At 58.3% G+C, this 22,205-nt stretch carries 27 protein-coding genes; 12 read left to right on the plus strand and 15 right to left on the minus strand.

All coding sequences use genetic code 11. From position 1 onward, the window contains the following. Window positions 1-8: 8 nt before the first annotated feature. The gene (locus tag PHQ58_RS00270; RefSeq protein ID WP_300105590.1) at window positions 9-170 is read left to right on the plus strand and encodes a topoisomerase DNA-binding C4 zinc finger domain-containing protein; all 162 of its coding nucleotides are present in this window, start codon (window positions 9-11) and stop codon (window positions 168-170) included. Window positions 171-254: 84 nt separating this feature from the next. Here PHQ58_RS00270 and PHQ58_RS00275 read toward each other — a convergent pair whose 3' ends face one another. The 3 genes from PHQ58_RS00275 to PHQ58_RS00285 form a co-directional block, all read right to left on the minus strand. Continuing rightward, complete coding sequence (locus PHQ58_RS00275; protein ID WP_300105592.1) at window positions 255-899, minus strand: cold shock domain-containing protein; 645 nt, start codon at window positions 897-899, stop codon at window positions 255-257. A gap of 175 nt (window positions 900-1,074) precedes the next feature. Next, complete coding sequence (locus PHQ58_RS00280; protein WP_300105594.1) at window positions 1,075-1,638, minus strand: rRNA large subunit pseudouridine synthase E; 564 nt, start codon at window positions 1,636-1,638, stop codon at window positions 1,075-1,077. A gap of 92 nt (window positions 1,639-1,730) precedes the next feature. Then, complete coding sequence (locus tag PHQ58_RS00285) at window positions 1,731-2,639, minus strand: M14 family metallocarboxypeptidase (RefSeq protein WP_300105596.1); 909 nt, start codon at window positions 2,637-2,639, stop codon at window positions 1,731-1,733. Between the two features lie 167 nt (window positions 2,640-2,806). Here PHQ58_RS00285 and PHQ58_RS00290 point away from each other — a divergent pair, with 167 nt between their 5' ends. From PHQ58_RS00290 to PHQ58_RS00300, 3 genes are all read left to right on the plus strand, one after another. After that, the gene (locus PHQ58_RS00290; RefSeq protein ID WP_300105598.1) at window positions 2,807-3,049 is read left to right on the plus strand and encodes a hypothetical protein; all 243 of its coding nucleotides are present in this window, start codon (window positions 2,807-2,809) and stop codon (window positions 3,047-3,049) included. 24 nt (window positions 3,050-3,073) lie between these two features. Further along, window positions 3,074-3,973: a radical SAM protein gene (locus tag PHQ58_RS00295; protein ID WP_300105600.1), complete on the plus strand. Its 900-nt coding sequence runs from the start codon at window positions 3,074-3,076 to the stop codon at window positions 3,971-3,973. A gap of 221 nt (window positions 3,974-4,194) precedes the next feature. After that, window positions 4,195-4,584: a DUF305 domain-containing protein gene (locus PHQ58_RS00300; protein ID WP_300105602.1), complete on the plus strand. Its 390-nt coding sequence runs from the start codon at window positions 4,195-4,197 to the stop codon at window positions 4,582-4,584. 7 nt (window positions 4,585-4,591) lie between these two features. On the opposite strand, the gene PHQ58_RS00305 is transcribed toward PHQ58_RS00300, so the two are convergent. Next, window positions 4,592-5,176, minus strand: a complete 585-nt coding sequence (locus PHQ58_RS00305; RefSeq protein WP_300105603.1) for a YqiA/YcfP family alpha/beta fold hydrolase — start codon at window positions 5,174-5,176, stop codon at window positions 4,592-4,594. A 103-nt stretch (window positions 5,177-5,279) separates the two neighbouring features. Between PHQ58_RS00305 and PHQ58_RS00310 the strand changes: the two genes are divergently transcribed. After that, window positions 5,280-5,783 (plus strand): TerB family tellurite resistance protein, encoded by a 504-nt coding sequence (locus PHQ58_RS00310; RefSeq protein WP_300105605.1) that lies wholly within the window; start codon window positions 5,280-5,282, stop codon window positions 5,781-5,783. Here PHQ58_RS00310 and PHQ58_RS00315 read toward each other — a convergent pair. Then, entirely contained in the window at window positions 5,749-6,345 is a 597-nt protein-coding gene (locus PHQ58_RS00315; RefSeq protein ID WP_300105606.1) for a 3'-5' exonuclease, read from the minus strand. The two genes, PHQ58_RS00310 and PHQ58_RS00315, sit on opposite strands and share 35 nt — an antisense overlap. 43 nt (window positions 6,346-6,388) lie before the next feature. On the opposite strand from PHQ58_RS00315, the gene PHQ58_RS00320 reads away from it, so the two are divergent. The 6 genes from PHQ58_RS00320 to PHQ58_RS00345 all read left to right on the plus strand — a co-directional run bounded on the left by PHQ58_RS00320 (window position 6,389) and on the right by PHQ58_RS00345 (window position 9,636). Continuing rightward, the gene (locus tag PHQ58_RS00320) at window positions 6,389-6,637 is read left to right on the plus strand and encodes a hypothetical protein (RefSeq protein ID WP_300105608.1); all 249 of its coding nucleotides are present in this window, start codon (window positions 6,389-6,391) and stop codon (window positions 6,635-6,637) included. 79 nt (window positions 6,638-6,716) lie between these two features. Further along, on the plus strand, window positions 6,717-7,550 hold the full coding sequence (locus tag PHQ58_RS00325) for a DMT family transporter (protein ID WP_300106061.1): 834 nt from the start codon (window positions 6,717-6,719) through the stop codon (window positions 7,548-7,550). Window positions 7,551-7,602: 52 nt separating this feature from the next. Then, the gene (locus PHQ58_RS00330) at window positions 7,603-8,076 is read left to right on the plus strand and encodes a YeeE/YedE thiosulfate transporter family protein (protein WP_300105610.1); all 474 of its coding nucleotides are present in this window, start codon (window positions 7,603-7,605) and stop codon (window positions 8,074-8,076) included. Then, window positions 8,073-8,495 (plus strand): DUF6691 family protein, encoded by a 423-nt coding sequence (locus PHQ58_RS00335; RefSeq protein ID WP_300105612.1) that lies wholly within the window; start codon window positions 8,073-8,075, stop codon window positions 8,493-8,495. Before PHQ58_RS00330 ends, PHQ58_RS00335 begins: the two co-directional genes overlap by 4 nt. A 23-nt stretch (window positions 8,496-8,518) precedes the next feature. Beyond that, complete coding sequence (locus PHQ58_RS00340) at window positions 8,519-9,001, plus strand: rhodanese-like domain-containing protein (protein WP_300105613.1); 483 nt, start codon at window positions 8,519-8,521, stop codon at window positions 8,999-9,001. Window positions 9,002-9,105: 104 nt separating this feature from the next. Next, entirely contained in the window at window positions 9,106-9,636 is a 531-nt protein-coding gene (locus tag PHQ58_RS00345) for an RcnB family protein (RefSeq protein WP_300105614.1), read from the plus strand. Window positions 9,637-9,829: 193 nt separating this feature from the next. Here PHQ58_RS00345 and PHQ58_RS00350 read toward each other — a convergent pair whose 3' ends face one another. Next, window positions 9,830-11,134 (minus strand): leucine-rich repeat-containing protein kinase family protein, encoded by a 1,305-nt coding sequence (locus PHQ58_RS00350; protein ID WP_300105615.1) that lies wholly within the window; start codon window positions 11,132-11,134, stop codon window positions 9,830-9,832. A 2-nt stretch (window positions 11,135-11,136) separates the two neighbouring features. Continuing rightward, a complete protein-coding gene (locus tag PHQ58_RS00355) occupies window positions 11,137-11,607 on the minus strand; it encodes an Lrp/AsnC family transcriptional regulator (RefSeq protein ID WP_300105617.1) in 471 nt (156 codons plus the stop codon). A 327-nt stretch (window positions 11,608-11,934) separates the two neighbouring features. Between PHQ58_RS00355 and PHQ58_RS00360 the strand changes: the two genes are divergently transcribed. Next, window positions 11,935-12,432 (plus strand): HugZ family protein, encoded by a 498-nt coding sequence (locus tag PHQ58_RS00360; protein WP_300105619.1) that lies wholly within the window; start codon window positions 11,935-11,937, stop codon window positions 12,430-12,432. A gap of 53 nt (window positions 12,433-12,485) precedes the next feature. Here the strand turns inward: PHQ58_RS00360 and PHQ58_RS00365 are convergent, their stop codons facing one another. From PHQ58_RS00365 to PHQ58_RS00400, 8 genes are all read right to left on the minus strand, one after another. Then, on the minus strand, window positions 12,486-13,190 hold the full coding sequence (locus PHQ58_RS00365) for an amidotransferase (protein WP_300105621.1): 705 nt from the start codon (window positions 13,188-13,190) through the stop codon (window positions 12,486-12,488). 6 nt (window positions 13,191-13,196) lie between these two features. Beyond that, window positions 13,197-13,919, minus strand: coding sequence for a glycerol-3-phosphate 1-O-acyltransferase PlsY (gene plsY, locus PHQ58_RS00370; RefSeq protein WP_300105622.1), 723 nt, complete (start codon window positions 13,917-13,919; stop codon window positions 13,197-13,199). Window positions 13,920-14,019: 100 nt separating this feature from the next. Further along, the gene (locus tag PHQ58_RS00375) at window positions 14,020-14,913 is read right to left on the minus strand and encodes a dienelactone hydrolase family protein (protein WP_300105624.1); all 894 of its coding nucleotides are present in this window, start codon (window positions 14,911-14,913) and stop codon (window positions 14,020-14,022) included. A 56-nt stretch (window positions 14,914-14,969) separates the two neighbouring features. Further along, the gene (locus PHQ58_RS00380; RefSeq protein WP_300105626.1) at window positions 14,970-15,461 is read right to left on the minus strand and encodes an aminoacyl-tRNA deacylase; all 492 of its coding nucleotides are present in this window, start codon (window positions 15,459-15,461) and stop codon (window positions 14,970-14,972) included. 33 nt (window positions 15,462-15,494) lie between these two features. After that, window positions 15,495-16,220, minus strand: coding sequence for an SIMPL domain-containing protein (locus PHQ58_RS00385; protein ID WP_300105628.1), 726 nt, complete (start codon window positions 16,218-16,220; stop codon window positions 15,495-15,497). A 72-nt stretch (window positions 16,221-16,292) separates the two neighbouring features. Beyond that, window positions 16,293-17,354, minus strand: a complete 1,062-nt coding sequence (locus PHQ58_RS00390) for an aldo/keto reductase (RefSeq protein ID WP_300105630.1) — start codon at window positions 17,352-17,354, stop codon at window positions 16,293-16,295. A 109-nt stretch (window positions 17,355-17,463) separates the two neighbouring features. Then, window positions 17,464-17,871 carry a response regulator gene (locus PHQ58_RS00395; RefSeq protein WP_300105632.1) on the minus strand — a complete coding sequence of 136 codons (408 nt, stop codon included), beginning with the start codon at window positions 17,869-17,871 and terminating at the stop codon, window positions 17,464-17,466. Between the two features lie 89 nt (window positions 17,872-17,960). Further along, the gene (locus PHQ58_RS00400) at window positions 17,961-22,157 is read right to left on the minus strand and encodes a PAS domain-containing hybrid sensor histidine kinase/response regulator (protein WP_300105634.1); all 4,197 of its coding nucleotides are present in this window, start codon (window positions 22,155-22,157) and stop codon (window positions 17,961-17,963) included. Between the last annotated feature and the right edge of the window lie 48 nt (window positions 22,158-22,205).

A 22,205-nucleotide genomic window follows, 5' to 3' on the forward strand; every position in this document is an offset into this window, starting at 1 on the left:
AGTCGCTGATGGACGTGGCTTTTGAGGGCGAGTACTGGCGGCCTACCTGCGCGAGCTGCGGGGTAAAGATGCTGGAGCGAACACCCAACAAAGGTGGGGCAAGGTTTTGGGGCTGTAGCAACTTTCCGCGCTGCAAGTCCAGGCTTCCGATGGTGGCAGCTTTGCAATAAGAGTTGCTACTTTTACGATAGCTTCTTGCGCAAATTCTGCAAGGGCTAGAGGCCTTTTTCCTCATTAACTGGAAAACTTCCCACTCAATCCGAAAAAGGCGATGTGCACCACTGCTGTTCACACGGCACGCCGTCATGGTTGCCGTCCATCTCCATGCCTGGGCAGTTTTGCAGAAAGAGCTTGGCTTCTTTGCATGAAGTCATCTGCGAGCAGTATTTGCGGCCATCACAGCTGAAGTGGCTGGGTGCTGGCTGTGCTGGTTGGGCATGCTCGGCGGGTTGGGCTTGCTGGGCGGGCTCAAACAGTGATACAGGCGCTGGCGATCGGTCCACACTTTGCGCCACCGCCTTGGTCTGCACCACCCGCTGCGCATAGCGGCTATAGCCATACCATCCCACGGCGGCCACCAATATCAGCGCCACTACTTTGCCGAAAAACGAGGACTCTTTTGGGGCATGGCTCAGTTGTCTTGGTCTGGGTTTTGACGGAATGGCGTGGGCTGGCGGCGCAGCGTCACCGCGCAAAACCCGCACCGCGTGCTTATTGCCCTTGCCATCGGGTTCAACTTCAAAGCTAAGCGCCTCGCCCTCCGCAGGCAAACCGCCGTTGCGCGGGAAAGCGGTGATGTGGACAAAAATGTCTTGCCCACTGTCGTCCGCCAAAATGAAGCCAAAGCCCCGCTCAGCGTTCCATTTCTTTACCTTGCCCTCGTAGCGCATACCGCCCATTGTTCGCTCCCGTGACACTGGCTCGCAAGCGGGCCGTGCTGTTTGAATTTATAAATCGCATTCTAAAAAGCCTTGATTCGATTCCATATCGCTACCAACTTAATAGCTAGTTGCGCAGGTTTTGTATGGGGCTACAGGCCTATTAAACTTCTGAAAAATTCATACGTGAAAAACATCAAGTGTCCCGCCACGTGCCGGGCGCCAGGCCGTCCAGTGAATAAGGCCCAATCGCCGCGCGAATCAGCCGCAGCGTGGGGTAGCCCACTGCGGCGGTCATGCGGCGCACCTGGCGGTTGCGCCCCTCTGAGATCACCAGCTCCAGCCAACTTGTGGGAATGGCCTGGCGCACGCGCACCGGGGGCTCACGCGCCCACAGCGGCTCGGGCTGCGGTATGGCACGTGCGCGGGCTGGCCGGGTAGGGCCATCGTTCAATTGAACCCCCTGGCGCAACGCCACCAGCGCAGCTTCGTCTGGCACGCCTTCTACCTGCACCCAGTAGGTTTTTTCCATTTTGTGGCGCGGGTCGCTGATGCGGGCTTGTAGCTTGCCATCGTTGGTCAGCAACAGCAGGCCTTCGCTGTCCGCGTCCAGCCTGCCGGCCACGTACACACCGGGAATGTCGATGAAATCTTTGAGACCGCGCCAGCGCCCCTCAGCAGTGAACTGACTCAAGACACCATAAGGTTTGTTAAAACATATCAATCGGGAAGCGGGCGTCAAATTCATGGCGGGCAGCATAGCACCGGGCGTGTTCGAGGTCAGACGAGTTGAATTTGCTATTTTTTATATAGCTACTTGCGCAATATCTAATTGATCTAGAGGTCAATTTGTTATAAAAAATCCAACGCCGCACACACCGCCGCAACTTGCGCGGCAATGCATTGCTCAGGTGTAGCGCGGGGGCTGTCGGGGTAAACCTCGGTGGTGCTGGTGTAGCGCGCGCCGGTAATGCCCGCGCACAGGCCCAGCGCCTGCATGTCGTAGTGAATCACGCCGTGCGCCACCAGCGGGGAGCCGATGATGCCGCCCTGTCCGTCCGCCGGTGCAATGTGCGTGACGCGCTGCACCGCCTCGATGATGGCCTGCTGAAACTGCGGCTGGGGGTTTTGTGTGTCGTCTACCAAGTAGAAGCCGTCAGGGATGGTGCAGGGCTCAAACGGCTTGCCATCGCGCGCAGCCACCGCCGGGCGGTATTCGGACTCATCCGTGTCGGTGGTTTCGTGCAGGTCAAGGTGGGCAGTGAATTGCCCACGCAGGGGCGCCACCAGGCGCATCAAGGCGGCAGATTCTTGTACTGGACTGCCTTCGCAAAATGAGCGGTTGGGGTCGATGGCATCAAAGTTCCAGCGCTGAATGCGCTCGTATGCCCAAGGGCTCACACACGGCACCACCAGCAAGTTCACCCGGCCCGCATAACTTTGCGCATGGTCTTCCAAAAAACACAGAGCGCCGTGTATGCCACTGGTTTCATAGCCGTGCACACCACCGGTGACCAGCATGGTGGGCAGGTCTGGCTGCCAACCGCGGCTGCGGGCGGCCATCAAGGGGAAATGCTCGCCAGCATAGGTCAGCTCGCCGTAGCTTGACACGTCAAATCGCTCGCGCAGGCGCTCAATGCGGCACAGCACATCGTCTGCATAACTGCGCTGGCGCACTTGGCACGCCCGCCATTGGGCCAACTCTGCTGCCCCCCATGCAAGACCTGCGGTGCCGATGGGGTAAAAATGTGAGTTGTTCATGGGATGTTTGCCCGGTTCAGATAAATTACGAATGCATGTGTGCGACATGCTGGCGTCATCGTACAAATTTTTTTGCTATATATTTAATAGTTACTTGCGCCTGCTATACAAGGGCTACAGGCTAATTTTTCATATAAACTGACCACGGCATTATTTCAGGACCCCCCTTGAGCACACTCACCCTCACCTGCGTCAACACCAATGTGCACAGCGTGCATCTGCCCGACGGCGCGCATATAGGCAACCTCAAGCGCGTGGGCGCGGTCTGGAAGTTCAAGGCCGTGGGTTATGACGATGCTGGCGGCGTAGAGCCCGGCGGCGGGTCGTTGACGCACCTGCACAACACGCTGCTGTCTGCGCCAGATGTGAATGAGGTTAATGCGAAGCTGGGTGCTGGCATGATGAAATGATGGCAGCAATAGCTGAAAGCCCCAATGACCCAAGTCTTCCCCATCCGTTACATCAACCCCGTTTTTCGCCCGCCCAGCGAGGCCGAGTCGCTGATTCTGCCGGTCACCAATGGCTGTTCTTGGAACAAATGCACCTATTGCGAGATGTACACCGAGCCGCAAAAGAAGTTTGCCGTGCGCGACGAAGACGAAACCCTGGCGGCGCTGCGGGGTAGCGGTGAGCAGTTTGCCGACCAGGTGCAACGCGTGTTTCTGGGCGATGGGGACGCCATGGCGCTGTCGACACGGCGGCTGATGACAATTCTTGAAGCCATCCAAACCCATTTGCCGCGCGTTCGGCGCATCTCCACCTACTGCTTGCCGCGCAACCTGCGCAACAAAACAGTGTCAGATCTGCAAGAAATGCGCGAGGCCGGTTTGTCGTTGGCCTATGTGGGCGCAGAGTCGGGAGATGACGAGGTGCTGCAACGGGTCAACAAGGGCGAGACGTTTGAATCGACCCGCGAGGCACTGGACAAGTTGGGTGCGGCAGGCATCACCCGGTCCGTCATGTTACTCAACGGGCTGGGTGGCGCGGTGCTGTCAAGGCAGCATGCGCTCAACTCGGCACGACTGATCAACCTGACGCAACCCGAATTTCTGGCCACGCTGGTGGTGAGTTTCCCTCAGGGCGAGGCGCGTTTTCGCCAAAATTTCCCGGAGTGGGAGCCACTTGACCAGCAAGCGCTGTTTGCCGAAATGTCGCAATTTTTGCAAGCATTGGAGCTTAAACGTACCGTGTTTCGCAGCGACCATGCCTCCAACTGGCTGGTGTTGAAAGGCACGCTGGGCGCAGACAAAGAACGTTTGTTGGCACAGGTCACCCAAGCCATGCAAAATCCTGAGTCGGTCAAACTCCGCGCAAGCTGGCAACGCGGGCTTTGAACCTTCAGGTACAGCACATTTTTCCTTTCCCGGAGAACCCCAAAGCCAAAAAAGCAAGCCGGAACAACTGCTTCGTTGCCGAAAGCGCTCTGAGTAAAAATTATGTGGCCTTCGGCAACGCCATCAAGATGGATTGACACCTCACGTGCGCATGGCATGCTGTTGACTGCCGCCGCTTCTCCAATCATTCCCACTGTTTATTCGCAAAGGATTGCCATCAAATGAAACAAAACCTCTCCAAACTAAGCGCCGCCCTGGTGCTGGGCACCCTGCTCTCTGGCGCTGCATTCGCTCAGGCGGCCGACCCACACGCTGGCCACACCATGGCGGCACCGTCAAGCAAGAGCACGTCTGCGTCAAACGCCGCTTACGAGCAGGCCAACGCCAAAATGCACAAGGACATGGCGGTGCCGCTCACGGGCGATGCTGACGTTGATTTTTTGGCCGGAATGATTCCTCACCACCAAGGCGCTATTGACATGGCCGAGGTTGTGCTCAAGTACGGCAAAGACCCCAAGGTGAAAAAATTGGCGCAAGACATTGTGGTCGCGCAAAAGAAAGAAATTGCCATGATGCAGACCTGGCTTAAAGACAAGAAAGCGACCAAATAAGGCGGTTTCAGGACAGTGCCAAAAAGCCCAGCACCTCATCCAGGTGCTGTTCAAAATCGCTCAGGGCATGGTCACCTGCGGGCAGCAACTTGATGGTGGCACCGGGGTAATGACCAGCCATTTCGCGCCAGTTCAACACCTCGTCGCCCTTGGCGATCACGGCAAAGTAGCGCTCGGGGTGGCTGATGCAGGCCACTTCCTGGGCCAGTAGCTGACCCACAAACGCCCGGTCAAACAGAAAGCTTTGCTGCGGGTCGTGCCACAAGGCGTTGTCACCAATGTAAGCGGCCAGATCGCGCGCCGGGTGCACCGCGGGGTTAAACAACGCTGCCTTGCAGCCCAGGCGCTCGGCCAGCCAGGTGGCATAAAACCCGCCAAGTGACGAGCCCACCACCGCCATGGTTTCCTTGGGCCAATCGGCAATGGCCTGCAACACATCAGCCATCGCCTGTCTGGGCGAAGGGGCCAGCGCCGGGCACAGCCAGGTCACTTGTGGACGACAACTGGCAACCGCCGCCGCCATCATGCGCGCCTTGGTGGAGGCAGGTGAAGAGCGAAAACCGTGCAAGTAGAGCAAGTGGGTGGTGGTCATAGTGAACTTATGATGCCATCAAAGCTCGAAGGAGCATTCGCACTGACCGCAAGGATTTCCGCCGGGCAGGCAATTTCGACATATTTATTCAGGATCCAAGCCCATGTTCAGCCCATTCAAAGACTTGCTGACCCAGTTTTTCATGCCCAACGACGGCACGTCCGAGCTTGATGAGGCGCGAAGTTTGCAGCTGGCCACGGCTGCACTGCTGGTTGAGATGATGCGTTCCGACACCACTGTCACCGCCAGGGAACGTGCCGCGACCGTTTCGGCGCTGCGCCGCCAGTTTGGCTTGAGCGACGGCGAGTTGGCCAAACTCATGGCGCAGGCCGAGAAAACAGCCAAGACCAGCAACGACTATTTTCAATTTACCAGCACGATGAACGACCATTTCACACAGCCCCAAAAAATCCAGGTGGTGGAGTTGATGTGGCAAGTGGCTTATGCCGACGGCCACATTGACGCCAATGAGAATCACCTGATCAGCAAGATTGCCGGGCTGCTGCACGTGACCCATGGTGAATACATTGCGGCCAAGCTTTACGCCAAAGAAGCCGCACAGCTGGCCTCCGTTAGTTACAGCCCAATGCATCAAACACTCGCATAGCCGCATACGCATCGTTGGCGGCGTAAACCAGTTGCGCCTCGGTCAGGCGCGCGTTGGCCCAGTTGCTGGTGGCAGCTTTCTTGGATTTGATGAAGCGCTGGTTAAACAGCACCGCCACAGCACCTTTCACGCCCATGTCTTTGCGGTAGCCACGCTCGCGAAACACGGTGTTGAGCTCCAGAATGCCGTTTGGCTCAATACGCAGTTTGGCAATGATGCGTTTGCGGTCATCACCCAGGCCAAAGCCTGCCTTGGCAATGCCTTCCATGGCCAGAAGCTCGGCGGCCACGGCGCGGCAAGCCAGGTCGTGCAGCTGAAAAACCCAGGCCCGCTCGGGAGTTGACAGCTGCAAAATGTGCGGTCCGTCAGACTCTTCGCCAACACGGAAGGTTGGCTTGGATTCGGTATCGAACCCCCAGGCCTTAGCAACTGACAGCTTGGCATAGGCGGCGATGGCCTGGGCCTCGGTATTGACCAGGGTAATGCGCTCCAGCCCCAGCCGCTCAAAGGGAGGGAGCAAGGCAATGGCGTCTTTGTCGGGGGTGTTGTGGTGTGTCGTCATAGGTGCGTATCATCGCCGCTCACCCTAACCTAAGGAAACCCCCATGAAAAAACTCAGCGTCACCATCAAACTTGACATGTCCGTGCCAGAAGACTGGGAACTGGTCGAAACCTCAGAAGGCACACCTGTCCTGAAGTTGCCCAACGGCCAGTTTTTGGACATTGCCATTGAGCCGCTGTTTACCAGCAACCCCGAAGAAACCTGGGCCAGCACCGAAGACGAAGACACCTTGAACGATTTTCTGGACATGGTTGACAGCGAAGAAGTGGTTTACGAATTCATCACCCACTGAACACACCTTGGCCCGACACGCAAAACAAGACCATTCAACGGTGCAGCCGCTGCGCGTCATTGCCTTGGTCAGCGTGGCCATGCTGGCGTTTGCGGGCAATTCGCTGCTGTGCCGCATGGCACTCAAACACACCAGCATTGACCCCACCAGCTTCACTGCTGTGCGATTGATATCCGGGGCCTGCATGTTGTGGTTGGTGGTGCGCTTGCAGCTTGGCAAGCGGACAGCGGCCAAAACTGGCGTGTGGGGCGCAGGCAACTGGCTGTCGGCTTCCGCTTTGTTTGTGTATGCAGCCGCTTTTTCTTTCGCCTACGTCAACATGTCAACCGCTACGGGCGCACTGCTGCTGTTTGGCTCGGTGCAGGCCACGATGATTGGTTACGGCCTGTTTCGCGGTGAGCGCTTGCAAACCATCCAAATGGGCGGCATGGCCCTTGCCCTGGCCGGACTGGTGGCGCTGATGTTGCCCGGGCTGGCTGCGCCGCCCTTGCCCAGTGCAATGTTCATGGTGGCCGCCGGTGTGGCTTGGGGCGTGTACTCGTTGCGCGGCAAACGCATGCAAGGTCCAGCCAATAGCAATCCCACACAGGTGACAGCCGGCAACTTTTTACGCGCGGTACCCATGGCGCTTGGCTTGGGCCTTCTGATGTTGAACCATCTGAGTGATGACCGCACGGGCCTCATGCTGGCCGGGGTGTCTGGCGCACTGGCCTCGGGTTTGGGCTATGCCATCTGGTACCACGCCTTGCCCGCGCTCAAAGCCACCCAGGCCGCCACAGTGCAATTGAGCGTTCCAGTTATCGCCGCTCTGGGTGGCGTGCTTTTACTGGGTGAAGCCATCACCCTGCCCCTGGTGCTGGCCTCTTGCGCGATTCTGGGCGGCATCGCGCTGGTGATTCTAGAAAAAAGATAGCGCAGTGCTTCAGCCAGGGAAGCGAACAATGCATCCCCGATAATCCATCACCATGAACTTAACTAATTCACTTTTCCCCCTGGGCTGGCAACACTATTTGCTGGGCGGCCTGTCGATTGGTGCGGGCGTTGCCCTGCTGTTTGTCACCACGGGGCGCATTGGTGGCATCAGCACAGTGTTCTCAAGCACCTGGTCGTTTGTGGTGCGCAGGCCATTTTTTCAGCAAGCCCGGCTGGTGGATTCACGTGGCTGGCGCCTGGTTTACACGGCGGGGCTCGTGGCGGGCGCGCTGGTGTGGTGGCTGCTTTTTTCGGGCGGCGCCAGGCTGACCACGGCGTTGCCGGCCTGGCAGTTGTTGGTCGGCGGGCTTTTTGTGGGTTATGGGGCGCGACTGGGCAATGGCTGCACGTCTGGCCACGGCATTTGCGGCATGAGCTCACTGAAGTTACCTTCGTTCCTGGCGGTGCTGACGTTCATGTCCACCGCGTTTTTAACCGCCAATCTGGCGGCAAGGTGGCTGCCATGAGCGCGGCAAACATGAGTCTGGCCCGGGGTTTGGCCACATTGGCGGCGGGTACGCTGTTTGGCTTTGGCCTGGCCCTGTCAACCATGGTTCAGCCTGAGATGGTGCTGAGCTTTTTGCGCTTCAAGGATTTTGGCTTGCTGCTGGTCATGGCCGGCGCCATCGCGGTGGTGCTGCTCACCTACCAACTTGCACCGCGCCTGCTGAAACACCCGCTGTTTGATCGCAATTTCCAAACACATCCCAGCGCCTGGAACCGCAGCACCTTGCTTGGCTCGGCGCTGTTTGGCATCGGCTGGGGTCTGTGCGGCGTGTGCCCTGGCCCCGCCATTGCCGGTTTGGGCACGGGCAATTGGGATCTGTTGTGGGTGCTGGCTGGCATTGCGCTGGGCGCACTGGCACAGGGGCTGCGGGCGAAATAATCAAAGAAACCAGAGTCATTCCTATGTCGCAAGTCACCTTTGCCAATCTGGTTGCAGCGGCCTTGCCACACATCAAAGAGCTCATGCCGTGGGATGTGGATGCCATGCGCCAGACCACACCTGAACTGCTGATTGTGGACATTCGCGAGCCAGATGAATACGCAGCAGGCCACATTCAGGGTTCATTGTTGGTGCCACGCGGCATTCTGGAGGCGTCTTGCGATTGGGGCTACTCCGACACGCTTCCCGCATTGGCGCAAGCACGCACCCAACCAGTGGTGCTGGTGTGCCGCTCTGGCAACCGCACGGCCCTGGCGGCCCTGACCCTGCAGCAAATGGGCTATGAGCAGGTGTTTTCCATGAAGACCGGCGTGCGCGGCTGGAACGACTACGAGCTGCCGCTGGTGAACACGCAAGGTGAAACGGTTGACATTGACTTGGCTGACGAGGCCCTGAGCCCGCCCGTGCTGCCCTCACAAATGGCACCCAAATCCGTCCTGAAGTAGACGACACACGCTGCAACCACTCTTTGCATATCGAGTCGCCATCTTTACATAAACGACACACAGACAGATCACCATCAGGGTTCATTCACTTGAAGGAGACTCTAATGAAAACCACCGCCATTGCGTTTGCCATCGCTGCAAGTTTCGGATTTGGCAGCCTGGCTCTGGCACAGGGCCATGACCGCCGCGGCCCAAACGACGAGTTGCCCAGAGCGCAGCAACAAGCACCCCACCAAGCGGGTCAGCGTGGTCCGCAGCGCCACGACAACCGGGTCGAACAACGCACCGAACAACGCATGGATCGCCATATGGAGCAGCGACCCATTCAGCAGGCACAGCGTCGCATGGACCAACGCCCCGGACAACGTCATGACCAGCGCTTTGATCAGCGTTTTGACCAACGTCAAGAACGCTGGAATGACCGCCACACCTACTACAACGCGCGTGGGCCTGAGTTCAGGCGCGGTGGCTACATTCCGCGCGAGTACCGCAACCCCACCTACTTCATCACCGACTACCGCCCCTACCGCTTGCCACCACCGCCGCGCAACCACCAATGGGTGCAGGTGGGCGCCGACTACGTGCTGATTGCCATCGCCACGGGCATCATCGCCAGCATTGTGCTAAGTCAATAAAAAACTTTGAATAAACTTTGAATAAAGTTACCCCTGCGCTCTGTGGGCTTTGTTGTGGATAAGTGTGTTCACAAGCCCTGAGACCCGCGTCAGCCTTGACGCTGCCCAGGCTGCTTAATATTTAAGCACCTCGGATGCCATGGGTTTTCCCTTGGTCAGCTTGTGGTAAGGCCAGCGTTGCGGCGCCAGCCATTCACCAAACCGCAAGCTGCTGCGCCAGCGCCACCATGCTTGGACGCTCTGCGGGACACGGGTTCATGCATTCAAGCGCCATCGCAGACACACCCGCCAGCGCGTTGACGTAACCGCTGACTGGCTGCGCATGAGCCACAAGCTCTTCCAGCAGGCAGCCAAAAGCGCGCACTTCTAGCCTTTGCAGGGCAAGGCTCAGCGCAGGCTGATTCATAGGTAACAAAGTAGCAGCGCCAAAGTCGCCCAACACCGCTTGACCGTGGCGAGGGTTCCACAAAATGTTATGGGCATACAGGTCGCCATGCATCACCCCTTGCTGGTGCAAATGGGCGACAGCGCTCGCCACGTCTTGCGCCAGCCGAAGCACATTGCCCTGGGTCATACGCCAGCCTTCTGGATAGATGTCACGGGTGCAACTGTCCAGACTCGGTGGCTCGGCAAGGTTCACATGGCTGGATGGAATCAGCGGCAGCAGCAGGCCGCGCGCGCCTTGCGGGTGGCCTGCCAGCTCGGCGCTAGGCGTGCACAGCGCAGGGTGCTGTCCAGCAGCAATGCAGGCGGCCAACTCGTGCTCGGGCAAGCCGTCGCTGGTGACTGCGCTCTTGAACAGTTTCAGGGCCATGTCGCAGTCATCACCCTGTTGCCGCACCCGGTAGATATGGCCAGACGCGCCCTCACCCAGCTTTTCATGCAACAGCAACTGGTGCCACGGCACGCTGTCAAGGGGCAACGGCTGTGGCCGATGCCAACCCAGCGGGTTACCCGCAAGCGCCAGCCAGCTCAGACGCGGCAACTCGGTCAACCAGCCCGGCAAGTGCGTGAGCTGGTTTGCTGCCAGGCGAATCAGCTCCAGGCCTTGCGCATCGGCCAGCCCCGCAGGCAAATCACGCAACGCATTACCTGCCAGCATCAGCTTTTGCAAGGCCGGGCGCTGGCCCAGCTCGGGCGGCAAGCTGCTGATGGCGTTGTCAGTCAATATCAGCCAGCGCAACGCGGGTGGCAGGGCGGTGCCTGGTACGTCCTCAATACGGCATGCCTTGAAACCCACCACCTGCAGCGCCGCACAATCGCCCAGCACCTCCGGCAAGCAGGTAAAGGGGTTGTCGGAGCAAAAAATCACTTTAAGCCGGTGCAGGCTCGGCAGGTCTTGCGGCAAGCTGGTGAGCAAGTTGCCTGAGAGGTTAAGCACCTCCAGCGTGTCAGCCAGGTCAAACACCTCGGGCGGCAGGGTGCGCAGCCCGCAAGACAAGTTCAGGCGGCGCGCGCCAGCAAGTGCGCCACGGCGCAGTTGTTCAAGGGTGTGCATGCTCACGCCGCCCAGGCGGCCAGCGCCGTTTTACTCACCACCTGCCGCAGCACAAAACTTGAATGTACGCCTGTCACACCCGCAACGCGCGTGAGCTGATTGAGCAGAAGCGACTGATAGTGCTCCATGTCGCGCACCACCACTTTGAGCTGGTAATCGGCATCTTGCCCGGTGATCAGCAAACACTCCAGCACCTCAGGCAACACGGCCACAGCCGCCTCAAAATTGGCAAACCGCTCAGGCGTGTGGACATCCATGGAAATATGGATGAGGGCCATCAGGGTCAAGCCCAGCTTTTTTGCATCCAACAGTGCCCGGTAGCCCCGAATCATCCCTGACTCCTCAAGCGCACGCACCCGGCGCAGGCAGGGCGAAGGTGACAAGCCAATGCGGTCAGCCAGGTCCTGGTTGTTGATGCGGCCATCCTGCTGCAGCACCTCAAGAATGTGCTGATCAAATTTATCAAGTTTCATTTATTTCCACAGTATGTTTATATCTAGGCAGCATCTGCCAATACGTCCATATTTTTAAGCAGATTAATTTTAAATCCACTTGAATTTAGACTATTTCACAATCGGCTGCGGCAGCCCTCACCCTACACTTATTTCAACTGTTACCCGCAGCACCATGCAACAAGCCGGCCACCGCCCAACGTTGCGCAAGCCAGCCTCACAAGGGCCGATCACGCAAACCAGTACCCAGACGAAACCCTCGCCTGGGACTTCTCGGCACCTCTTCAAGCCCCATCATGGAAAATACACCCCAAAAATTTGTATTTTCATAGCCGAAGGCCTACCGTTATGTCCACAACCCACGAACCCCGTCTGAGCCGTGCCCTGCGCGACATGCTCACCACCCAACGTGTTGCCAGCCTTGGCACGCTCAATGCGGAGGGCGGGCCGTTTGTGTCGATGGTGCCCTTTGCCATTGAGCCCACGGCAGCCTGCCTGGTGATCCACGTGAGCTTGCTGGCGCCCCACACGCGCAATTTGCTCACCAACCCTGCCGTGTCTATGATGGTGATGCAGCCTGAAGTGGCGGGCGAACCGGTGCACGCCTTGCCGCGGGTGTCGATGGACTGCACCGCCGCCAGGCTGATGCCTGAAAGCCCCAGTTGGCTGGCGGCACGGCGCGTGTATCTGGAACGTTTTCCTGAGGCTGAACCCATGACGCACTTGGGTGATTTCAGCTTTGTGGCGGTTTACCCCACGGCAGCCCGGCAGGTGGCAGGCTTTGGCACAGCCCGGCCACTGGAGGAAGATGATTTGGCCGGGCTATTGAGACCACTCCAAGACTGACCACGTTGCTTGACGAACGCCGAGCCCAACCGGCCAACAGACGCTACCGGCGGCTAATTGCCGTTGATGAACGCCACCATCATGCGGGCCACAGCCAAGCCGTCGTGCCCATGCGCCAGGCTGTCTGTGCTGGCGATGTATTTTTCCTCACCCAGCATGGCGCGGCGTTTGTTGAGTAAAAAGGCGCTGTAATCTTCCACAAACTCGGGGTGCGGCTGCACGCAAAACACGTGCTCATCAACACCAAACGCGGCCACCGGGCAAAACTCGCTGGTGGCCAACAGCTTGGCACCACTGGGCAAGTCAAACACCTGGTCCTGGTGGCTGGCCAGCATCGCCACCTCTGTGCGCCCACCGGCTTGTGACAATTCTGGCGCCGTCCACTTGTATTGCATGCGCCCGGCACCCCAGCCCTGCGGCGCACGGCCAACCTTTGAACCCAGGCACAAGGCCACCAACTGGTGGCCAAAACACACGCCAATGAGTTTCCTCTTGGCCACCAGAAGCTCTTGCACCTTGTCTTTAAGCGCCAGGACCCAAGGCTCTTGTGAAAACGAGTCCGCCTTACTGCCAGTGAGCAGCACCGCGTCATAGGCATCAAACGAGACCGGGTACTCACCCTTCACGGTGTTGAAAATATCAAATTCGCCCGTGGCCCCCGCCGCACGCAGCAGACGCTCAAACATGGCACCGTAACCGATGTAGAGGTGCTCTACCGCAGGGTCAAGCGAGTCGTTTTCAAGAATACAGAGTTTCATGGCGGGTCACTTTGTGGATGGGTCTTTTTGATCAGCATGGGGCGGATGCCGATGGCCGTGTTTGGCATGCCCATGCGAAGCCGAATTCTCCGCAGGCACGGGGGCCGTCTTTTTACCCAGCTTTGATTCAGTGCCCTTGATCAGGCGGTTGATGTTTTCGGCATGGCGGTACAACAAAAACAGCGACATCACGGCCACCGCCAGCACCACACTTTTGCTCATGAACCACAAGCCGCCATCCCCCAGCACATACACCACCGGCGCCATCAGCGCAGCCATGATGGATGCCAGCGAGGAGTAGCGAAACACCACCGCCACGCCCAACCAGATCAGTGCTGTGGCCAGGCCCAGCCAGCCGCTAAAGGCCAGCAACACGCCCAAGGCCGTGGCCACACCCTTGCCGCCCTGAAACCTGAAAAACACCGGAAACACATGGCCCAAAAATGCCGCCAGGCCAACCATAGCCATCGTGCCGTCGCCCAGCCCATAGGCCGCCCCATACCACTTGACCAACACCACCGGCAGCCAACCTTTGGCAGCATCTAGCAGCAGCGTAGCGATGGCCGCGCCTTTGCTGCCCGAACGCAGCACGTTGGTGGCACCAGGGTTTTTGCTGCCAAAAGTCCGTGGGTCATTCAAGCCCATGACGCGGCTGACAATCACCGCGAATGACAAGGATCCGATCAGGTAACCCGCCAAGACGGCTACCCAGGGTAAAAAAGTTTGCATAAATTCCAAAAGATTTTTTGCCTGTAAAGCTGCCAAAACTCAGCCCAAGGTCGTTATTTTGACAGTGCATCGCCAGCGATTAGAAACGCCGACGGTATTGTTATTTTGCAGCTGCTGCAAACGATTCCTGAAAAAACTGGACAACACGGGTCCGGGAGTCTGCAGCCACTTTTTCATCAGGGTAAAACCTGACCTGTCCACCTTTGCCTTTATGGGCAACCGGGTCAAACAGGGTGCGCCCGTTATTGCCCGGTGTGTCCCAGCCATGGGTGGCGTCAGGGTAAAACTGAAGCCGAAACAAAGTTTGGGCTTCGGGGGTCAGCCCTGAGAGGAAGGTCTGGGCATCGTCGGGCGCGCCATAGTCGTCACGCCCGCCAGCGAACAGCATGATGGGGGCACCCGTGAACTTGGCGTAGTCACCAACGCCTTTGGCCGCGGCATCGGTCACCAGTTGACTGTGAGACCACCACACAGCATAAAAGGGTGCATGGGCTGCGAAACGCGGTTGCCCCTGAGGAAAAAACTTTTCATGCACTGGTTTCGATGCCGCACGCAACGACAGGTTTCCGCCCCAAGAAAAGCCCATGGCACCTATTTTCTGCGGGTCAATATCGGGGCGTTCCGCGAGAAATTTCAGCGCGCCAAAAGCGTGCGTCAATGTTGCAGCGTGCCCCTCGCGCAAACGCTGACCACGGTTGAACATAAATACTTCCAAAGTAGCAATGCCCGCCTGATTGAGTGCCTGGGCGTGAAAAGCCCCCCGGCCATCGATACCACCGCTGCCATGAAAAATAGCCACGGCCGGAACCGGCCCTGTCACGTTTTTTGGCATTTGCAACGTGGCCGTAACCTGCTCAATGGCGGCATAACCCGGCGCGCTGGCACCCGCAAACTTGACCTGCTCTTGCGCAAAGGCGACAGGGCCATGGGCAACAAGCACCAGCAACAAGGAACCAAACAACGACCGACACGGTGAAGACACGCGAACAAACATCTTTTTCCTCCTGGTTTTCCAGCTTTGTTGAAATTTGACCGGCTCGGCAAAGTGGCTCAATCCACCAGCGCGCACTGTACTGCTTTGGCGCCCAGCAAGGCCACACAGACCTGCGGAGCAATCCCAACCAAATAACCACGCCGCCCACCATTGATCAAAATTTTGGGCAAATCCAGAATAGTTGATTCAATGAACACTGGCATGTCGCGCCGTGTGCCAAAGGGTGACGTGCCGCCCACCAGAAAGCCACTGTGCCGGTTGGCCACCTCTGGTGCGCACGGCTCAACCGACTTGGCCCCAATCTGGCGCGCCAGATTTTTGGTGGACACCTTACGGTTGCCGTGCATCAGTACCACCAGCGGCTTAGCGTCCTGGTCTTGCATGATGAGCGTTTTGACCACATGAAACGGGTCCCAGCCCAGCGTGGATGCGCTGTGCAAGGCACCACCGTGTTCCAGATACTCGTAGGGGTGCTCGGTATACGCCACCTTGTTTGCCTTGAGCAGTTGGGTGGCGGGCGTCTCGGAAACGTGGTCTTTTTTGGCCATGGGCTTTGATTTTTCAGCAGTATGGGTTGGCCACTACTTCAACTCGTACTCAAACGTACTCACCACCCGCAGCCGCTTCAGGCGTGAGCTGCCGTTGTCAAAATCATTGCCATCGTCGCCGGTGATGCGGATCACACCCTGGTTGGCATTTTTCAGGGGGCCGAGTTGGGCACCCGCTTCGGCAGCAAATTTGTCGGCTTGCTCACGGGCGTTGCGTGTGGCCTCGGCCAGCAGTGGCGCCTTGACATCATTGAAGCCGCGCAACTGAAAGCGCGGCCCGCTGTGCCCCTCGCCCTCGCCACCCAGCTGCACGCCCGCCTGAATCAGGGGGTCTACCGCGCGCGCTGCAGCCTCCACCTCAGCCACCCGGGCGGACTTCACCAGCACCTGACCCGTGCCATTGAACCGCAAGGGCTGATTGCCCTGCGCGTACTCGCGCGCAAACAGGTCCTGCACCTGCAGTGGTTTGGCCTCCACCTCAGCATCGGTGAAACCACGTGTTTTCAAGAAAGCCGTGACCTTGTCGCGGTCGGCCGACAGCGCCTGCTGCACGCCGCCAAAGTCATTGCCCGCGCGACGAAATGACAGCGTCCAAACCGCAAAGTCGCTCTGCACTTCTTTTTCGGCCAGGCCCTTCACCGTGACCGAACGGTCCGACATGCGAAAGCGCTCCAGCCCGTGGCTCACCGCGACACCGGCAATGGCGATACCCAGGCCCAGCAAAAGTGCGGCGATCAGCCGGGAAAAAACAGGACTCATCAGAAGCTCCCAGTTGCAAATATAGATTTATTTCAAGGCCTGTGCAGATGGCGGGACGGACGAAGGCCCACCTTACTGCGCCGGGTCGCGCGACTCCCAGCGGATGGCGTCAATCCGGGTCAGCAGGTCTTCTGAAAGCGTCGTGCCCCAGGCATTCAGACACTCGTCAAGCTGCGCCACCGATGTCACGCCAATGATGGTGCTGGCGACTTGCCATTTGGTGTAACAAAACGCCAGCGCCAGTTGCACCGGCGTCAGGCCATGCTCACGCGCCAGTGCGCTGTAGCGCTTGGCTGCCGCCAGAGCCTCCGGGCGGCCCCAACGCTGCTTGCGCGACGATTCGAACTTGGTCAACCGGGCCTGTGCCGGTGCGCCCGGGCCGATCAGGCCGGTGTCGTCATACTTTCCAGTAAGCAAACCAAACGACAGCGGCGAATAGGCCAGCAGCGACACACCCAGGCGCTGCATGGTTTCATCCAGCCCATTTTCCACACTGCGATTCAGCAGGCTGTAGCCGTTTTGCACGGTGGCCACACGCGGCAAACCATACTGCTCCGCCAACCGCACGAATTCATGTACGCCAAATGGCGTTTCGTTCGACAAGCCCACGGCACGCACTTTGCCGGCTTGCACCAGCTTGTGCAAAGCCTCAAGCTGAGCATGAATAGGGGTGCCCTCGTCATCTTTGGGCTGGTAGTACAGGGCGCCAAACGCAGGCACGCTGCGCACCGGCCAGTGAATCTGGTACAGGTCAATCACGTCAATCTGCAAACGCTTCAGGCTGCCGTCGCAGGCCTGCAAGATGTCGTCACCAGTCAAATCGGGACTGCCACCGCGAATCCATGGCATGTTGCGCGACGGGCCAGCCACCTTGGTGGCCACCACCAGCTTTTCACGAGCGCCGGGACGCTTGGCAAACCAGTTGCCCATGATCTTCTCGGTGGCGTTAAAGGTTTCAGCCCGCGGCGGCACGGCGTACATTTCGGCGGTGTCGACAAAATTCACGCCGCGCTCCAGCGAGCGGTCCAGAATGTCGTGGGCAGTGGCCTCATCGACCTGCTCGCCAAAGGTCATGGTGCCAAGGCAAATGGGGGTAACAAACAGGTCGCTTGACCCGAGTTGAATGGTGTTCATGTGGCTCCAAAGAAACAGGCCTTGCGGCCGATGCCTTTAGTTTACGGGCTGGCCGCTACTTGTGTTTTTCGCGGTGTAAGCGCCCCGCCCGCAATCGCAGACCCTGGCTTCACGCCTGCGACAAGCCCATTGCCTGACCCAACAACTCTTTTTTCAGCGGCTTGATCAAGCAGCCCAAGACGTTCAGCTGGTTCATGCTGGCAATTTCACGCGCCACTTCAAGCATCTCCAAATTAACACCGGTCACCAAGATCAACCCACCTTTGTAGTGCCGGCGCGCCAGTTCGGCAATGAATTCAATGCCGTCCATGTCGGGCATGAAAATATCGCAAATTAAAAAATCTGGTTCGCGCGACATACCATTCAACGCCGCCACACCCTCGCGCCCGTTGCCGGCCAAAGTGACATCGCCGATGCCAAATTGCTGCAAATTTTTGCGCAAAATTTCACGACTGAACTCGTCATCGTCAATTACCAAGGCGGTTTGCAGAGCCAATTGCACTGGTGTAATGTTCATATTTAATCCCTGAGATTGTCTTTAATACTATTAATTAGATAGCTACTTGCGCATGTATCACAAGGGCTAGAAGCCAATTTTACTTAAAATTAGTCAATCGCCTGCTGCTCCACACGGTCAATTGCGACCAGCGCTGTGGTGATTGCAGCCGCCAGGTCTGCCAAAACCAATGCGGGGTCAAGGTCGGCACGCAGCAATCGTTCGGTCTCGGCTGCCAGGCGGCGCACCTCAGGCAAGGCCAGGTTGGCAGCCACCCCGGCCAGCTTGTGCGCCAGCGCGGTGGCTGCGGGCTGGTCAGCCTGTGCCAGGCTGGTGTTCATCAGCGCCACCGCGTTGCTGTAAATCGTGGCAAAACGCTGCAAATAATCCAGGTAAGAAGGCATGTCGCCCCATATTTCCAGACCTGCGGCCATGTCGAGCACGGACACATTGCCCGTGAAAACGCGTCTGGGCGGCACCGGCTCCATTGCTGGAACTGACTCCGGAGCGAGCATGCTCACAGGAGCCGGCGCACCAGCCGTCAACATTTTGGGTTGGCGTGTCAAGCGCTGGATCAGCGCGATGGTGGACGGCACATCAAACGGCTTGCTGATGAAGTGCGTCATGCCCGCGGCCTGGGCGGCATCTTGCTGCGACTTGAACGCCCCGGCGGTCAAGGCCACGATGGGCAGCTTGGCAAACGCGGGCATTTGACGCAACTGGCGCGTGGCCTCTATGCCATCCATCACCGGCATTTGCACATCCATCAGCACCAGATCAATGTCGTTTGGGTGCGCCAGCAACCAGTCCAGCGCCTCCTGGCCGTTGGCCGCGAGCGACACCACGGCGCCTTTTTCATGAAGAATGCGCCGTGCCACCTCGCAGTTGATCTCGCTGTCGTCAACCACCAGCACGCGTATGCTGGCCAACACCTGGCCGCTAGAGCGGTGCAGGCCAAACTTCATGCCATCGGTGGCCGCACGCTTGCGCCGGGCTTCGATCAGGGCGTTGTACATGCCGGACGCCGACACCGGTTTTTCAAGCAAGGCATCCACCAGCTCCGTGCCGGCGCGGTCGGCCATGCTGGTCAGTGAATGCGCGGTGGTCATGATGATCAACGGGCATTTTTCTTGCGGCATGCTGTCGCGAATGGCCCGTGCAGTGGCCAAGCCGTCCAGGCCCGGCATCTTCCAGTCCAGCACCACCACATCGGGCAATTTGCGCTCGGTGCGGGCCTGCAAATACGACAGCACGGCCTCGCCCGAGTCAAGCGTGTTGACATGCCAACCCAACCCCTCGGTGATGCCGCTCATGTACTTCAAGGCAATCTGACTGTCGTCGGCAATCAGGGCGTCGATGCGCAACTGGTCGCTTTCCGACAGCTCAGTATCCGCCAGCTTCTTCAAAGGCACGGTGAACCAAAACTCGCTGCCCTGCCCCACCACACTGTTCAGGCCAATCTCGCCGCCCATCAGTTGCACCAGTTGGCGGCATATCGTCAGGCCCAGGCCGGTACCGCCAAAACGGCGTGTGGTTGAACTGTCAGCTTGGGTAAAAGGCGCAAACACACTGCTTTGCAATTCCGGAGCAATGCCAATGCCGCTGTCGCGCACACAAAACCGCAGCACAAGTTCATCATGGCCTGACGAAAGCAGTTCAGTCACCAACTCCACCTGACCAACACTGGTGAACTTGATGGCGTTGATGCTCAGGTTCAATAGCACTTGCTCCAGCCGCAAGGCGTCTCCCACCACAGAAAACACGCCTGCCGGTGGCGGCTGAATCACCAGCTTGATGTCTTTGTCACCCACCGCCACGCCCAAAATCACGGCCAGGTTGTCGATCACATCGGGCAGCCTGAACGGTGCTTGCTCAATCATCATTTGGCCGGCCTCGATTTTGGAAACGTCCAAAATATCACTGATCAGGCGCAGCAGCATGCGCCCAGATGCCTTGATCTTGCGCACCATGTTGTTGGCTTCCAGCTCCAGATTGGCTTGCTCCAGCAAGTAGGCCAGCCCCAAAATGGCGTTCAGGGGCGAACGAATTTCATGGCTCATGCTCGACAGAAAATCTGACTTCGCAAGGTTGGCCTTTTCTGCCACCGAACGGGCATTTTCCAGCTCGATGTTTTTTTCTTTCAGCTCCAAGTCCAGGCGCTTGCTCTCGGTGACATCGCGGGCCGCGGCAAACACACCTTGCAGGGTGCGCTCGCGGTCATAAAAAGTGGTGGCATTGAAAGACACCACGGTTTCCTTGCCGTCGCGGGTACGCACCGTCAGCTCGTAGTTGCTGACCTTTTTCTCCAGCAACACGCGCTTGATGCTGATCTCGGCCCGATGTGGGTCGGTAAAGTGCGACTTGAAGGGCGCCCCAATCAGCTCGTCACGGGTACAGCCAGTGAGCGCTTCCATCTGCTTGTTGACGTCTGTGATGATGCCCGCCAAATCAGTGGTCATCAGCGCATCAATGTTCGACTCGAACAGCGAGCGGGTATAAAACTGGTGGTCGCGCAGACGCTGGGCCAACAGCTTTTGGTCGGCCTCAACCTGTTTGCGCGCGGTGTTGTCGGTACCAATCAGCAGGTAGCCGATGATGACGCCTTGCGCATCGCGCAGCGCTGTGACGGACACCACGGCCGGAAACCGACTGCCGTCTTTGCGGATATAGGTCAGCTCGTAAATGTCTTCAATACCGCGTGATGCCTTGAACACCAACGCCTCAAAGCCCGGCGTGATGGCCGTGTCCAGCTCAACGCTCAAGGCCATGGCGCGGGCAATCACCTCTTCGGGATCGGAAATGTCGGCTGGCGTGATTTTGTTCATCACATCAGCCGCAGCGTAGCCCAGCATGCGCTCGGCACCCACGTTAAAAATCTGAATCACCCCCTTGGCATCGGTGGCAATGCTGGAGAAATTAGCACTGTTGAAAATGGCGCTTTGCAGGGCGCCAGCCTTGAGCAGCGCCTCTTCGGCCTGCTTGCGTGCGGTGTTGTCGGTGCCGATCAGCAAGTAGCCAATGATGCTGTCTTGGGCGTCGCGCAGCGCTGTCACTGACACCACAGCCGGAAACCTGCTGCCGTCTTTGCGGATGTAAGTCAGTTCGTAAATGTCTTCAATGCCGCGTGAGGCCTTGAAAACCAGGGCCTCAAAACCGGGGGCAATCGGGGTATCGAGCTCAAGGCTCAATGTTCTGGCCCGGGCAATGATTTCTTGCGGGTCCGAAATGTCAGCCGGGGTGCGTTGGTTCATCACTTCAAAGGCGGTGTAGCCCAGCATGCGCTCGGCGCCCACGTTGAAAATCTGGATCACACCCTTGGCATCGGTGGCAATACTGGAGAAGTTGGCACTGTCAAAAATGGCGTTTTGCAAAGCACCGGCCTTGAGTAACGCATCTTCAGCCTGTTTGCGGGCTGTGTTGTCGGTGCCAATCAGAAAGTACCCAATGATTGTCTTTTCATCATCACGAAGTGCCGTGACCGACACCACGGCCGGAAACCGGCTGCCGTCCTTGCGGATGTAGGTGAGCTCGTAAATGTCTTCAATGCCGCGTGAGGCTTTGAACACCAGGGCCTCAAAGCCAGGCGTGATTTCAGAATCAAGCTCCAGGCTCAAGGTCTTGGCGCGAGCGATCAATTCCAGGGGGTCCGAGATGTCGGCTGGCGTGATCTTGTTCACCACATCAGCCGCCAGACAGCCCAGCATGCGCTCGGCGCCAACGTTGAAAATCTGGATCACACCCTTGGCATCGGTCGCAATGCTGGAGAAGTTGGCACTGTCAAAAATGGCTTTTTGCAGCGCACCGGCCTTAATCAAGGCCTCTTCGGCTTGCTTGCGCGCGGTGTTGTCGGTGCCAATCAGCAAGTAACCAATGATGCTGTCTTGCGCGTCGCGCAGCGCCGTGACAGATACCACGGCCGGAAACCGGCTGCCGTCTTTGCGGATGTAGGTCAGCTCGTAAATGTCTTCTATGCCGCGTGAGGCTTTGAACACCAGGGCCTCAAATCCGGGCGTGATGGGCGTTTCAAGCTCAAGGCTCAAGGCCTTGGCGCGAGCGATCAACTCATGTGGGTCAGAAATATCAGCCGGAGTGATCTTGTTCATCACGTCAGTGGCAGCGTAGCCCAGCATGCGCTCGGCTCCCACGTTAAAAATCTGAATCACACCCTTGGCATCGGTGGCAATGCTGGAGAAGTTGGCGCTGTTGAAAATGGCGCTTTGCAAGGCCCGGGTGTTGATCACCGTGTCGTCGGTCTTTTTTACAGACTGAAGGTCAGCCAATGGTGAGTTGGCATGGGTAGACGTCATGGCGTGCCTTTCAGGCGTTTGCCTCAGGGCGGGTTTGGTAGCATTTTT

Source organism: Rhodoferax sp. (assembly GCF_028688795.1).
Classification (GTDB): domain Bacteria; phylum Pseudomonadota; class Gammaproteobacteria; order Burkholderiales; family Burkholderiaceae_C; genus Rhodoferax.